Source organism: Parapedobacter sp. 2B3 (assembly GCF_041925275.1).
Lineage (GTDB): Bacteria > Bacteroidota > Bacteroidia > Sphingobacteriales > Sphingobacteriaceae > Parapedobacter > Parapedobacter pyrenivorans_A.
Map to the genome: position 1 here is coordinate 130344 of NZ_JBHEUZ010000008.1, position 14460 is coordinate 144803.

Genomic DNA, 14460 nt, shown 5'->3' on the forward strand with positions numbered 1-14460 from the left:
AGTTTGATTTTACCACGTGGTTTTTCCGTTCCAGTAAGGGGTTTGCTGTACCATCTTGTTGTTGGTGAGGATAAGGCCGCTTACCGGCCAGTAATAACCCTGTTGCGCATAACGTTCGGCCGTCATGGCAGACGACGGGTCGGCGAAATAATTGTTCCTGACATAGTCGAAGAAAATTTTTCCCTCACCGATGAGTTCGGCCGTGCGTTGCCGCATGATTTCCTGTATATGGTCGCTACCGGTATAGGGCAGCAGGCCGGCGCGCTCCCTGATCTCGTTGATAATGGGCACTGCCAGCGCCGCTTGGCCATTCTTTACGTAAGCCTCGGCCAACAGCAGCTTGACATCGGTGAACCGGAAAACCGGCATGTTGGCATCGGCAAAATAGGCTACATACTCATTCCACTCGCGCGATGGGTCGACCATGAACGAGGCAAACTTGGTCATCCACGTTACCTTGGTACGGTCCGTCGCCACCTGGCTCACGTCTGAAAAAGGCTCGTTGTAGGGCGAATCCCATGCATCGAAGAATAGGTCGGCCCGTTTGTCTTGGGGGTACTCGGGGAAGACGAATTGCTTCTTGGATGCCGGCACGAAGTTGATGTTGCTGGCGCGGTCTTTATTCACATCGCCATCCAAGGGCACCAGCTTCGTGGTCAATGCCTGGATACCGCCGTAGTCCGCCCGGTACGTCTCGCCCTGCTCGTAGGATATGTTGAGCTCAAACACGGCCTCGCTGGATTGCCCTTGGAAAATGGCCTTCACGGCCGTTTCACTGGCGTAGGGTGCTAGCGCATACCGGCCGTTCTGCACCACATCCGTAAGCTGCTGCAAGGCTGCCGAGCGGTACGCCTCATTGGGCTGGCCGTCGCGCTCCATGAGGAACGCCATCCACAGGTTGGCATACCCGCCCAACGCGAGTGCACTCCCTTTGTTTGCGCGGACGCCCCATGCCGCGGCACCGGGGGTGCCATAGTCAAGCCGGCCGATGGCTTCGGTGACATCGTTCAGTACCGATTCGACCACCTCGATATCGGTAGACCGCCCTTGATAGATAGGCACGCTCTCGCCATCGATCACCTGGTTGGAATTTTCAATGGCATCGAGCACCAGCGGCGCGTTGCCCCAAATGGTGGCTATGTGGTAATAGACCAGCGCCCGCAAGAAATATGCCTCGCCCAACAATTTGCTTTTGGCCCCCGAGGCGAACACATTGTCGGCCATTTTGGGGATGTAGCTGATGCATTGGTTCAGCTGGGCGATGACCTTATAGTAGCCTCCCCAATTGGCGAAAGACTCCAAGGCACCCCACGACTTTTGGGTACCGCTCACGTTGGTGAAATCGGGGATGTGGTAGAATGCATTGCTTGATCCACCGTTCCACCCCCGGTTGAAATAGCCCGTTGTCACATCGCCGCGTTCGTAAAGCTGTGCATTGACCATGAGGCCACGGTACAACGCATAAGCGCCCAGCACCGCTTTTTCCGCATCCTGCTCACTCGACCAGTACACGTCGTTGTAGACTAGGTTGACTTGCTCGGGCGACAAAAAATCTTTGCCGCATGATGCCGCCAGCAGGCTACACGCCATGATGCCCGCCATCAGTTTCTTTATCGTTTTTTCCATGTTGTTGCAACTTAAATATTGATGTTCAGACCGATGACCATATTCCGGGAAATGGGGTAACCCTGCCCGTTGTAGTAGCCCATTTTGGTAACGACGCGCGGGTCGGGCACCAACGATTGCTTCCACATGTAAACGTTGCGCATGGTCCCGTACACGTTGACACCGCGCACCCGTAGCCGCTGGATAAACTTCTGCGGGAGGTTGTACGACAGGGTGACGTTGTCGATGCTCCAGTAGTCGCCCCGTTCAATGAACATGGACGATTCCCTGAACGAACGGGCACTCCCGCCATCGCTGTATGTAATGTACCGCATGGGGTAATAGGCATCGTCTCCCGGCTTTTCCCAGAATTGGACATCGTCTGTGAGGTCATACAATGCCCGGGTAAAGAAGAGCGTCTGGTCATCGTAACTCCAGAGCATCTGCTGGAGGTTGGTATTGAAGATATAGTGGCCAAAGGCAAAGGACGACTGCACGCGCAACGAGAAGTTCCGGTACCTGAAATTGGTCTGGAAACCACCCATGATCTTCGGTTCGGGCGATTTCCCCTGGATGATCTTGCGGTCGTTGCCGTAATTGTGTCCATCGATCTGATAGTCGCCGTTTACATCGGTAAACAACGGCATGCCCGGGAAAATCTTCCCCTGCTGGTTGAGTGCCAAACCGGCGTCGGCACCGTAGTACTTCATCGGTTCGCCCGTCATGGGGTTCACCGGCAAATCATTGACATCCTGCAAGGGGCCCAGGTACTCATAGGTGTAGTACTGGAATGCCGGCTGCCCCACCACGAAGGCATAGTTCGCTCCGAAATAGTCGCGCCCGCCATTACCCAGCTTCGAAATCACCGTTTGGTTGCGCGCCAGGTTCAAGGTGAAGTCCCATTGCGTAGATGAGGTGCGCGGGAACAGGTACGTCGTAAACGAAGCTTCCCAACCGTTGCTGATCATATCCACCAAATTGGAACGGATGGAGTTGTAGCCGACGAACTGCGGCAATACCGAGGTGTATACCGCGCCGGTGGTACGCCGTGAATAGACATCTGCGATTACGTAGAGCCGGCGGTTGAACAATTCGAGATCGATCCCAAGGTCAGACTCGGTAGACTTGCTCCACGACAGCGATCGGTTGGCGATCTTGTTGAAGTCGGATACCAACGCACCGATGCCACCGTAGGTCTTTACGTCAAACCGGTTGGCGTAGATGTTGTTGATGCCGGCCCCGATATTGGAGGTCGCAATGAATGAATTGTATTGCAACAGCGGATCGGGGTCGATGCTGCCGGACGATCCGTAAGACAACCGCAATTTCCCGAAGTTCAGCACCGATTTGGCCGATTCCAGCCACGGTTCGTCCGAGAATATCCAATAGGTCTTCACGGAAGGGAAAGTAGCCCATTTGTTGTTGGCACCGAACCTCGAAGACCCATCCCTACGCAGTACCCCCTCGATCTTGTAGCGATTCTTGTATCCGTACGAAACGTTGGCAAAATAGGAAAGCAGGTTGCTCTTCACGATGTCGCTCATCCCCGAGAGTTCCTCCACCTTGTAGTTCTGGATTACCTTGACGTAGTCGCTTGGGCCGTCCTGGCCGTACAGGTTGGTGGCGTACTGCCGCTCCATGTTCACCTCCGTGCCCAGCAGCGCCGTAAACTCGTGGTCCGCGAGGGTTTTGTAATAGCTCAACAGGGAAAGGCCGTTGATAACGAAGTTCTGGCTGTTGAACGACTGCCCCTGCGAAAGGCCGTTGTTGGATGCGGTACTTGGCACGAAATAATCCCGACGGCCGAAATTAGCCGATAAACCACCGCGGTTATCCCACGTAAGACCATCCATCAAGTTGATCCGGAGGCTTTCATTTAGGTTGAGCATATAGCCGTTGTTGGATTGGTAGGTGTCGCCCAATTTGCCGGAAAGTAGGTTCAGCTCGTCCGGCGTCCGGTAAAACAGCGATGACGGCAACTGCGTGGGATCGCTGGGGAATGACCGTAGCTTATCGGTTTGACCACCTTGCCTACCCGAGCTAGTCAGCATGATCGACAGGTCGTTGTGCAGAAATTCGTTGATATCGTTGGTAAGGCTCGCGTTCATGGTGATCCGCTTGAAATCAAAACCCACCAGGATGCCTTTTTCATCGTAATACCCCAACCCTACCCGGAATGCGCTTTTCTCGGTACCGCCATCCATGCTCAGGTTGAACTGCTGGTTGAACCCGGTCTGGTAGAACAGGTCCTGGTAATCATAAGCACCGTTAAACGCCGGATTGTACTTATCGGTGAATACGGCGGGATACATGTAGCCTTCTATTTCCAGGCCGTTCCGTACGTCGACGGCGGCTTTGTCGCCAAACAAGGCCTGTAGGGTTTGGTCGTAAAGGCGCATTTTCTCTTGGCGCTCCGCCTCGCCGATGAATACCCGCAACCGGCTGGGCTCGAAATTCCATCCGGAGGCGCTGCTGAAATTAAAGCGCGTGGCGCCTTTGACGCCGCGCTTGGTTTTGATGACGATTACGCCGTTTGCCCCCCTCGAACCGTAAATTGCGGTGGCGGCGGCATCTTTCAGTACCGTAATGGACTCGAAATCATTCGGGTTCATCGTGGCGAAGAAATCGTTTTGCGTAACGTCGAATCCGGCAAGGTCCGAAAGTGACATCGGCACCCCGTCTACGATATACAGCGGGTTGCTCAATCCCATCACGTCGCTGGATTCGGAGAGATTCGTGTTGCCGCGGATCACCAAACCACCGCTGGCGCCTCCGGGCAATCCGGTGCGCAGGACCGACTGCATCCCGGGCACCTGCCCTGCCAGCACTTCCAGCATCGACGCCGCCGGGATGTCCTGCAGGTTGTCCATCTTTACCGTGGCCACCGACCCGGTGAGGTCGCGGCGCGCCACGGTTTGGTAGCCAAGTACCGCCACCTCGTCGAGTACGTTCTCGTCGGTTTCAAGGGCGATGTTGAGCGTGGTCTGCCCGGCCGTGACTTCCCGCGTGGTATAGCCCACCCGGGATACGATGAGCACGGTGCCCACCGGCACCTCGATCGTGAAGTTGCCCGCCGCGTTGGTAGCTGCGGCCCGGTCAAGGCCCCTAGCCTTGATGGATGTCCCCTCCAGGGGTTCCCCCGTTTGCGCATCCGTTACCTTCCCATGCACTTGCGTCGGCTGGTAAAAACCCGTCCGCGTTGCCACCGTAGCGCCTACCGACTGGAGGGTCGCAACGATTACCACCAAGAGGGTGGTTAGCCGGAAGGCAGACAATTTACCACCAACACGGTTAACATACATACGGGTATTCCATGCGCGTTTAGTTGTTTTCATAACGTTCATATAGTTAGTTAGCTAATACGGTTCAATGATCACCGCCCGATAATACCCCACCAGCTGCCCCCAGTCTCTTTCCATAATTTTTGAAGTTTAATGCCAATAATCGTTGATGGCTGGTTCCTAGCCTTCATAATTGTACCACAAAGAACCGATTTAAACAGGCGCCTGGGTACTACAATCGTATCAAAAAAGGAGAATATCGTATCATTAGCGCGGTAATGACCAAAAAAGAGAGGCCCGCCACCGATTGGAGGCACTATTTCTTCAGAATAGACTTGGAATAAACGGACAATAGTTTAATTTTGGGCTACGATTAAAAGGATCAACACCAAGTTATGAATAAACGCGAATTTTTAAAAAACAGCACATTAGGCGCACTGGGAGTCATGCTGGCCCCTTCTTTGTTGAAGTCTTTCCCTAGGAGGAGCCGTTTGCGCACGGCCCACATCGGCGTGGGGAACATGGGAGCCGAAGATTTGAAAGCCATCTCATCGCATGCGAGTGTCGACGTGGTGGCCCTTTGCGACGTGGATGCACTGAATTTATCCGCCGCGCACAAACTCCATCCGGGAGCCCGTGTGTTTTTTGATTACCGCGTCATGCTGGAGGAACTGGGCGACGAGATCGATGCGGTCATCGTATCCACACCGGACCATACCCATGCCCCGGCTTCCATGCTGGCCATGCAGCTCGGCAAACCCGTCTATTGCCAGAAACCGCTCACCCACTACGTCTCTGAATCGCGGGCCATGAAAGCACTGGCCGCCGAGAAAGGGCTGGTTACCCAGATGGGCATCCAGGTGCACTCTTTTTATGACTACAAGCTGGCCACGCTCTTGATCCAGTCGGGCATCATCGGGAAAGTACATACCGTGCACGCGTGGTCGCCGAAGAACCACGGGTACGACGGTCCCCGCCCCGTGGGCGAAGATCCGGTACCGCAGCAACTGCACTGGAACCTGTGGGCGGGTACTTCACCCAAACCGCCCTACAAAGAAGGGGTATACCACCCCGGGGTGTGGCGTAAACTGATGGACTATGGCTGCGGCACCCTGGGCGATATGGGGGTGCACATCTTTGATACGCCCTACAATGCGCTGCAATTGGATGTACCGCGCACCATCACCAACGAGTGCCGGCCCGACAATGGGTTTGGTTTTCCCGAACACAATACGGTAACCTACGAGTTTCCGGGCACGGAATACACCGCCAAATCGTTAAAATGGATCTGGTATGATGGCCCCGGCGCCCCGGCGAAACACAAAGATTTAGTGCTGCCGGGCATGGATACCCGAGCCGACAAGAAAAAATCGGCCGCGGAGGCCGATACCGCAGGGAAAGTCTCCCTGGACCCCAAGATAGCGGGCGAGTATGAACTGCCGGACCAAGGGGCTATGTTCGTGGGCAAAAAAGGCCGCTTGCTGCTGCCCCATTTCATGCAGTTGCCGCGGAAAATCGTCAAGGGCAAGTATGTCGATATTTCCGACGAAATAGCCGAACTGGCGGAGAAGCATGGCCTCGGCGAGCCCATCCGCAACTACGATACCGAAGGACCCAAGCATTACCACCAGTTCGTGGATGCCTGCCTGGGGAAAGGGGAATGTTCGGCACCGTTCGACTACGCCTCGCGGCTGACGGAGACCATCCTTTTGGGTACCATTGCCGGGCGTTTCCCCGGGGAAACGTTGCATTGGGATGCCCAAACAGCTAAATTCAAGGAAGAAAAAGCGAATAGATTCCTGACGGGCGAATACCGGAAGTTCTGAGTGCTTCCGAATAAATAAAACGTGCTGCGATATCGGCGCGAAAACGTATGCGAAGCCTGGGGATCTCGCGAAAAGGCGGTTTCCCCAAGCCTTACGCTCTATCCAGCCCTACGCTGTCAAGCCTGACGTGGGGCATTCTCCACACCGTACAAAGCCACTTCCGGCCATCTCCCGAACAAGAATCGTTAAGAAACTACCAATCAACACCTTATCCGTCAAAATATCACTATCGTGCCAAAATTTCCATTGGCCCGATTTCAGATTGGCACGATACTGCTAACACGCAGCGCCGTTATTCCCCATTTTTGTTATATGCCCCTTTCCCCAAGACGCGGATAACGGGTATCGTTCTTTGACGTATTTACCCTCCTTTTCGACGATCTTGACGGGTTTGTTATATAGCGGAACTTCCTTGTTAATCAACAAAGCTCCGTTGTTGTAAAACAGAGCTTCCTTGTTAATCAACAAAGCCCCGTTGCTGTATAACAGAGCTTCCTTGTTGATCAACAAAGCCCCGTTGCTGTATAACAGAGCTTCCTTGTTGATCAACAAAACCCCGTCGCTGTATAACAGAACTTTCTTGTTGATCAACAAAAACACGTTGCTGTATAACAAAGCTTCCTTGTTCATCAACAAAACTTCGTTGTTGTATAACAAAGCTTCCATGCTGATCAACAAAACCCCGTTGCTCTATAGCAAAGCTTCCTTGTTCATCAACAAAACTCCGTTGCTCTATAGCAAAGCTTCCATGTTCATCAACAAAACCACGTTGCTGTATAGCAAAGCTTCCATGTTCATCAACAAAGATAGCAACGTTCGCGAAAGGGAGTCTTTCCCTCCGGAACCACGTGTTCCGATAACAGCCATAAACCGCTGGGCGCCCAGCAAACCGGACCAGCTGCCCATCTACGGACAGCAACTGCCTAATCCTATCAATCAATTAATTAATAACGTTAACATTTAAACTTTACAAGATGTATTACAAAGCAAAAGTAGATTTCGGAAGAATGAGTGTGGAGCTGCTCGACCAGGTGGCCGAGAATGTGCTCCTTAAGATGACCGGCAATGCACTCTTCCCCAATCCCGTACCGGATTTGACGGTAATGGAAACAAACCTGGCCGCTTACCGTGCTGCCGTGGCCGATGCCGTACGTGGGGGCAAGCATGCCACCACCGTGCGCAACCAGGTACGCGGCCAACTGGAAAACACCCTGCGATCGCTCGCCCTGTCGGTGGAACAGGTGGCCATGGGCGATCCGGCCACGATCCTCGCTGCCGGGTTCGACCACACCAAAGCGCGCGAACCGCGGGGAAGGTGCCCGCAGCCCATCGATTTCGTGGCCAAAAACGGCCCCTTGGGTTCTTGCAGCATCACGCTGAAAATGAAACGCCACCCCTGGGCACGGTCTTACCGCTATGGCTACCGCCTGGCCGGGAGCAACGACGCATGGACGGAAGTCACCGCCCACGCATCAAAGCATACGATTTCCGAGTTACAGCAGTTCGCCGAATACGAGTTCCGGGGTGCCTACATCGACAACGAACCCAATTCGGTCAATTACGGCGACAAAGTAACCGCTACGGTTATCTGACAGCGGGCGTGGTATAGGCGGTCTTCTCGTCGTTGAAAATATACGGTACTTCTAAACTTAAACGGCACTCCGGGAACGGGGTGCCGTCTTTTTTTGTTGCTTTTGCTGCAATGGATAAGCCCATGGAAAAAACAACCAGCCACCATCCGCCGCACCATCGAATTGGCGTATCGGTCCAACACGTATGCGCAAACGCATGCATACGCCATTACCGTAATCTTAGCCCTTTCTCTCGCCCCCCTCCAATCAAAACTACCCGAACAAAATGAACATGAACAAAGTGAATAAAACTTTCGCCTGCTCCGCTCATTATATTTGAGACACGGATACATACACATGAAAAACAACACTTAAACTTCAGCTGATTTTATCGGGGAGCCTATAACGCACCCTATTTTCTAACGATTGCCTATGATTTGATATGTACCATCGCGCTACATCTTCCTCCCTTTCGCCCCTACGTTTTCTCGTGGTCTGCGCCGTGTTGTTACTCGGTGCGGTGAAGGTGGGGTATGGGCAGAGGGTGTATGCGGATAGTTATGGGGCTTCGGAATCTGGAGACGGACTTGTTGTTCTCGGTATCCCTGTACTTTCTCCCGGCCATGTCAAAACTCCAAACAATGTGATTCAACCAAACTCTCTAAATGGAAATTATTCAGAATTAACAGTTGGTGGATTAGCGGGCGATGCTTACGCTAGACTACAATTGAAATTCATCAATGGTACAGGTAATTTACCAGCCGGCACATCTGTATATATACGCATTGACGGAAGCACCAACAACGGGCTTTTAGGGCTCTTATTAGCGAGCGCGGGATTTGTAACTGCGCAACAAAATGCTGAGCCCGGCAATTTATTTGAAATTGGCAACTCCACTTCAATAACAGGTCAATCGGTTGCGATTGGCAATCGCCAAGACGATATCATCGATGGCAGCCTTTATCTTAAAATAACCCCTTCCGAATGTTTCAATGCCGTAACCATTTCAATTAATACCGCAGGGTTAATCGGTTTGCTCTCATCCGCAAAATTACAAGTCTACCACGCCTTTTACGAATGTCCGCCCTCAATCTCTGTTGTAGAAAACCCAACAATATGTACGAGTGAAACCGCAACACTCCAAGTTGAAAACCCAATCTCTGCGTCGGATTGCGATTATTTATGGTATAACAGTGCCACCGGGGGTACGTCAATAGGCAGCGGATCGTCATTTACTACCGATGAGTTAATGTCAACAACAACATTTTACGTAGGGTATTCCGGGGTCGATCCAGAAGAATGCGGCAGAACTCCGGTGGTGGTAACTGTCGTCCCCCAGCCCGGTAAGCCTCACCTCACCATCACCGATGTACATAATTAAAAACACCGAAACATATAAATCAACACAATAAAAACTAAGTAAAATGGATATGAAAACAACAAAAGCAATGTTAAAACTAGGTCTAGTGGGTCTATTTTTAACAACATTCATCACATTAGCACAAGCTCAGACTATCGACAAAGACCCGCAGGCCAAAGTGGTAGTAGGTCCAGAAACTCCGATAAGTGATGCGGGCCGTGTAACGGCCATCACACCGCTATTGACAGGCGGCAATAGCGACTATGAAACCCTACATGCGGTGCTTTTCTATAATCCGGCAACATCCGGCCCAGGATTAACGTTTGTAGCAAGTTTAGTGGAAGATCATGACACTCGTACCGGAGGCGACGCCCTTGAATTTACAATGTACAAATGGTCCTATATGGGAGCAGATGGCGTGACACCGACTACACTTTACGGCCTAGATGCTGGGGGCACCGAGAAAACAGTGGGCGTCGATGATCCTGCGAACAGACACACGGTAACCAGTCTAGCACCCGGATTCCATTATTTCAGAGTAGAGGGCTACATCATTCCTGAAGGTGCAGACGATTCAGAATTATGTACCGTAGAAGACGAAACATTCGTAGTATACGTATTGCCACCACTTGCCGTTACCACTACACACACAGGAGAGAATGGATTACTCCAGTATTGCGAAATTGATGCAACAACCCAGCAAAATGTACAAATGACTGCCACCGTTGCTTATGATGGCTATACTGGTGACCCCGCCATCGCAGACGGTTTCGAACTCAAATACACGTGGTATGCGGTTAAATCAGAAAATGCAACTGATATTTTTGCTGATGATATAGATGACTTCCCCACAATAGACCCTACCAAAGTGGATATCGGTGATGCTGTTGCGCAGCCTGAAGCGATCGTCGTATCAAGCTCAAATGAGTTCACGCCGACCATAGCTGAAATTGGTTCTTATAAATTCTTTGTGGAGGTAGAATATACAGTCAAAGCTCGCGATTATGACGGGGCCGAAACGGATGATGCACGTAAACGTGTCTATGCAATCTACCGCCAGTGGTTTGGGGGAGCAGACCAAGACTTAGCGAGTGTGGTCTTCGTTACTCCGCAACCAGGCAAGCCGCACATCACCGTCGAAGGCGTAACGGATTAAATATCGCACAAAAAGGGAAGCAACCACAACAGGGGCTACATCGTCATTTCGGCGGCAAAGGGAAAATCACTCCAATGCTTCGCTGAAATGACGCCCCTTTCAATTACTTTCCTTAAGGAGAGCTTACCAATGGTTCAGTGGCTTAGGTGTTTGTGGGTCATATCGATGCTGTGCACGGCAGGTTATGTTTCGGCACAGACCGGGCAATCCGTGCATATCGTGCAGGGTAGCTCCGTGACGCTGCGTGCCGATGCCACCCACGCCCTCTCCTACCTGTGGTTCCACGACGATGAGCCCATCAACGGCTTCCACGACCAGCGGCTTGTGGTGTCCGAAGCAGGCACCTACACGGTGATGGCGCTGGGCAATGAATGCAACTCCGACCTCTCCGACCCTGTCGAAGTCATCGTAGACCCCGGCGGCGAACCCGTGGTCGTAGACATGCAGATACACAATGCGCCCGATCGACACCTGGCCATGATCAACGAGCTCATCAGCTACCAGCTGCTAGCCATCAACAAGGGGAGCCACACCGCCACCGGTGTGGTGGTAACCGCGAAGCTGCCAGCAAACGTGCGCTATGAAACCGTGGTGGGTGCGTACGTGGGGCAGGTTACCTACAACGCCGCCACGCACGAACTGATGTGGCTGCCGGGCGACATGGCCCCGGGGCAATCCGAACCGCTCACCATCAGCGTAAGGGCCAGCAACGAGGGCATGGCGATGCAGCTCGCTATCGTCACCAGCACGGAACCGGACAGTAATCCGGACGATAACGAAGCGGCGGCCACCGTAGAGGTCGTGGCCCTGAAAATACCGAACGGCTTTACCCCCAACGGCGACGGCCTGAACGACCTCTTCGAAATCCGCGGATTGGAATTTTATCCCGAAAACCGGCTGCTGATCTTCAACCGCTGGGGTAACGAGGTGTATAGCGTGAAAACGTATAAAAACGATTGGGACGGCGCCGACTTAAACGAGGGTACCTACTACTATATCTTTGAACTGCGCCTGCACAGCGGCCACTGGCAAACGTTTAAAGGTTTCGTGACCATTGTGAGGAACGTGAATAAATAAATACTTATTTTCCCTTCGCCGTAGAGACCTCAATGGCTCCTTTTGAACCTTTATCGCCGTATTTGTCGGTTGCTGAAGGCCCTTTGAGCACGTTGATGGCCTTGATGTCATCGGCCGACAGCTTACGAAGCGCTGCGGCTGTGGATTCCTTGCCGTCGATGACCACAAGTGCTCCATTAAAATCATTATCGGCTGACGGTTCCTCCTTCTTAGGCACATCCTTCTTCCCATAGCCGATTACCCGGATTTCCTGTAAAGCAGTGGTATCCGTTATGGCGGCATCGCGTCGCGCCTTCGCTTTGGTCGTGATAAGGACGACCCCTTTGTCACCCCGGCTTCCGTAAAGGGAAGTGGCCGAGGCGTCTTTCAATACGGTGATACTTTCGATGGTGTTGGGATTAATCGTATTGATGTCAAACCCTTCCTCCAGCGCCTTGCCATCCAATACCATCAACGGGCTTCCCTTGTCGTCCGGGTGTACGCGGACGATCCTGATAATCGACGTATCACGGGTTGATTTGACGGTATCCTGCCTCAACTTGATGGTATCACGACGGGTAGGTTCCTCCTCCCGATCAACCAACCGAACCCCCATTACCTTTCCTTTCAGTTCATCTGGGCGTTGCATCGTATCCGGAGGCAGCGGATTGCCTCGCTGCTCACCTGCATCCGGGATGAGTTCGATCCGCAAGGGATTTTCCAAGCTCTCGGGTATATTGCCGGCATCGCCGATAACCGGCGGATACGCCGCACGGCTCATCGTGAAAAACAGCACAAAAACGGCGATAACAGGTACCGCTAAGAGGTAACGCCCGAGTTGCAACCGGGAAGAACGCTTTTTGTTCATCATCATAATACGTGTTTTTAAGTTTTTGAAATTGAAGCCCTGGGCGATGGCCGGATAGGCTTCTAACTGCCCTCCCACGCCCAACAGGCTGTATTGGTACGTTTGCTTGTCTACCCCGCTCCGCAGCACATTCCGGTCGGTAATGAACTCGAGGTTTTCGCGGACGGCGTGCCGAAGCAGCCACACGCCCGGATTGAACCAGCACAACACGCTGCCCAGCTCCGCCAGCAGCACATCCACCGTGTGCAACCCCGACACATGCACCTGTTCATGCCTGAAGATTTCCTTCAGTTCACCGTCGGCATGGCGTTCCACGTTCACATAGATATTGCGCCAGAACGAGAACGGCCGGATGGGCGCAAACACCTGCCGGTAGCTGAACCAATGCCACGTGGCCGCGCGCGACTGCCGGTGGATGCGGCGCAAGCTCAGTAGACGGATGAGCAGCCGGATGGCAAACCACACTGCCCCCAACCCTACCAGGGCGACGAGCAACGGCCACCCGTTGAAGGCCGTAGCCGGTACCTGCTCCCAATCGGGAAGGATGTACACCACCTCGCCGGGTAGTTCGCGCACGGGCGTTTCGACCAGCCACGACAGGTCGGCCAGCGGGTAGGTGAACGAAAAGAGCAATGCGAACAGCAGGTAGAACCGGTTGAGCGTGTAAAACGTGAGCCTGCGAAGCAATAAACGGTACCCCAGGTAAAACAGGACGATGGCCAGGTTGGCTTTCAGTAAATAAAGGATGCTTTCGGGCATGGCTATTGATTTCGTTCGTTCCTAATCATATCGAGGATCTCGTCCAGTTCAGCGGCACTGATTTTTTCTTCCCTCGCGAAGAAACTTACCAATTCCTTGTAGGAATTGCGGAAGTAGTTGTTGACAAACCCGTTCATGAAGGCTTTCTTGTAATCTTCCTCCACAATCAGTGGCTCATACCGATACGCATTGGCATACCGCACCGTTTTGACGTAACCCTTGGTCTTCAATTTGGCCAAGGTGGATGCCAAGGTGGTATAGGGCACTTTCTCACCGTCCATGCTGTCCAACAGCTCCTTGACGAACCCGCCCCCGTTGCGCCACACCAACTGCATCGCTTCTTCTTCTTGTATCGTTAACTTCTCCATACTTATTACGACTTTGGCGTAAAGTTACGAATAATTCGTAATAAACAAAATATTGTTCATTCTGCTCCCGTATACTCTTATCTGCGATTGCGGTTTGCAGATTAGGATAAGTTTGGTTAAATTTGTTTGACAAACGAAAACATGATGACTCAATTGACGATTGACAATAAGAAATATGTGATTATTCCAGAGGCTAGTTATCAGGAATTACAACGGCAAGCTGCTTTAAAGTGGAAGCCGGAAAAAACCTTTTCAATAGAAGAAGCGCGTGCTTACAGCAAAAAGCTCATCCGTCAATGGGCGTCAGACAAATAAACATTCGTGAATCTGCCGCTAAAAGCATCGCTGAAATTTCTTGGTATTTGGAATCAGAGGGGCTTCTGGCGACAGCGGAAAAATTCACCGATGAAGCTTATGATTTTATTTTAAAATTGGGCGACCAAAGGAAGGGATATAGAACATGCCGTGATCCTGAACGGTCAAAATTGGGATACAAATGTATTCCTTATAAGAAAAAGTACACAATCGTCTTTATCGAACTCGACAACGAGATCATCATATGCGAGTTCATTCTTTCTAAATTAATCTATTGGTAATCCAACCGCCGCGT

General features: G+C 52.3%; 12 protein-coding genes. 7 read left to right on the forward strand and 5 right to left on the reverse strand.

Annotated features, from left to right (window positions below):
* Positions 1 to 9 precede the first annotated feature (9 nt).
* Both ACEVG1_RS10880 and ACEVG1_RS10885 read right to left on the reverse strand, forming a co-directional pair.
* Entirely contained in the window at positions 10 to 1626 is a 1617-nt protein-coding gene (locus ACEVG1_RS10880) for a RagB/SusD family nutrient uptake outer membrane protein (protein WP_374743694.1), read from the reverse strand.
* Between the two features lie 11 nt (positions 1627 to 1637).
* Positions 1638 to 4940: a SusC/RagA family TonB-linked outer membrane protein gene (locus ACEVG1_RS10885; protein ID WP_374743695.1), complete on the reverse strand. Its 3303-nt coding sequence runs from the start codon at positions 4938 to 4940 to the stop codon at positions 1638 to 1640.
* A gap of 341 nt (positions 4941 to 5281) precedes the next feature.
* On the opposite strand from ACEVG1_RS10885, the gene ACEVG1_RS10890 reads away from it, so the two are divergent.
* A complete protein-coding gene (locus ACEVG1_RS10890) occupies positions 5282 to 6712 on the forward strand; it encodes a Gfo/Idh/MocA family protein (protein WP_374743696.1) in 1431 nt (476 codons plus the stop codon).
* A gap of 457 nt (positions 6713 to 7169) precedes the next feature.
* Here the strand turns inward: ACEVG1_RS10890 and ACEVG1_RS10895 are convergent, their stop codons facing one another.
* On the reverse strand, positions 7170 to 7652 hold the full coding sequence (locus ACEVG1_RS10895; RefSeq protein ID WP_374743697.1) for a hypothetical protein: 483 nt from the start codon (positions 7650 to 7652) through the stop codon (positions 7170 to 7172).
* A 34-nt stretch (positions 7653 to 7686) separates the two neighbouring features.
* Here ACEVG1_RS10895 and ACEVG1_RS10900 point away from each other — a divergent pair, with 34 nt between their 5' ends.
* The 4 genes from ACEVG1_RS10900 to ACEVG1_RS10915 all read left to right on the forward strand — a co-directional run bounded on the left by ACEVG1_RS10900 (position 7687) and on the right by ACEVG1_RS10915 (position 11876).
* Positions 7687 to 8304: a fibronectin type III domain-containing protein gene (locus ACEVG1_RS10900; protein ID WP_374743698.1), complete on the forward strand. Its 618-nt coding sequence runs from the start codon at positions 7687 to 7689 to the stop codon at positions 8302 to 8304.
* Positions 8305 to 8785: 481 nt separating this feature from the next.
* Positions 8786 to 9664: a hypothetical protein gene (locus ACEVG1_RS10905; protein ID WP_374743699.1), complete on the forward strand. Its 879-nt coding sequence runs from the start codon at positions 8786 to 8788 to the stop codon at positions 9662 to 9664.
* 43 nt (positions 9665 to 9707) lie between these two features.
* Positions 9708 to 10799, forward strand: coding sequence for a hypothetical protein (locus tag ACEVG1_RS10910; protein WP_374743700.1), 1092 nt, complete (start codon positions 9708 to 9710; stop codon positions 10797 to 10799).
* Positions 10800 to 10928: 129 nt separating this feature from the next.
* The gene (locus ACEVG1_RS10915) at positions 10929 to 11876 is read left to right on the forward strand and encodes a gliding motility-associated C-terminal domain-containing protein (RefSeq protein WP_374743701.1); all 948 of its coding nucleotides are present in this window, start codon (positions 10929 to 10931) and stop codon (positions 11874 to 11876) included.
* A gap of 4 nt (positions 11877 to 11880) precedes the next feature.
* Here the strand turns inward: ACEVG1_RS10915 and ACEVG1_RS10920 are convergent, their stop codons facing one another.
* Both ACEVG1_RS10920 and ACEVG1_RS10925 read right to left on the reverse strand, forming a co-directional pair.
* Positions 11881 to 13482, reverse strand: a complete 1602-nt coding sequence (locus tag ACEVG1_RS10920; protein ID WP_374743702.1) for a M56 family metallopeptidase — start codon at positions 13480 to 13482, stop codon at positions 11881 to 11883.
* Positions 13483 to 13484: 2 nt separating this feature from the next.
* Entirely contained in the window at positions 13485 to 13850 is a 366-nt protein-coding gene (locus tag ACEVG1_RS10925; protein ID WP_374743703.1) for a BlaI/MecI/CopY family transcriptional regulator, read from the reverse strand.
* Between the two features lie 141 nt (positions 13851 to 13991).
* On the opposite strand from ACEVG1_RS10925, the gene ACEVG1_RS10930 reads away from it, so the two are divergent.
* Complete coding sequence (locus tag ACEVG1_RS10930; RefSeq protein ID WP_374743704.1) at positions 13992 to 14165, forward strand: hypothetical protein; 174 nt, start codon at positions 13992 to 13994, stop codon at positions 14163 to 14165.
* Positions 14147 to 14446 carry a type II toxin-antitoxin system RelE/ParE family toxin gene (locus ACEVG1_RS10935; protein ID WP_374743705.1) on the forward strand — a complete coding sequence of 100 codons (300 nt, stop codon included), beginning with the start codon at positions 14147 to 14149 and terminating at the stop codon, positions 14444 to 14446. The genes ACEVG1_RS10930 and ACEVG1_RS10935 overlap by 19 nt, the downstream gene beginning before the upstream one ends.
* Positions 14447 to 14460 lie beyond the last annotated feature (14 nt).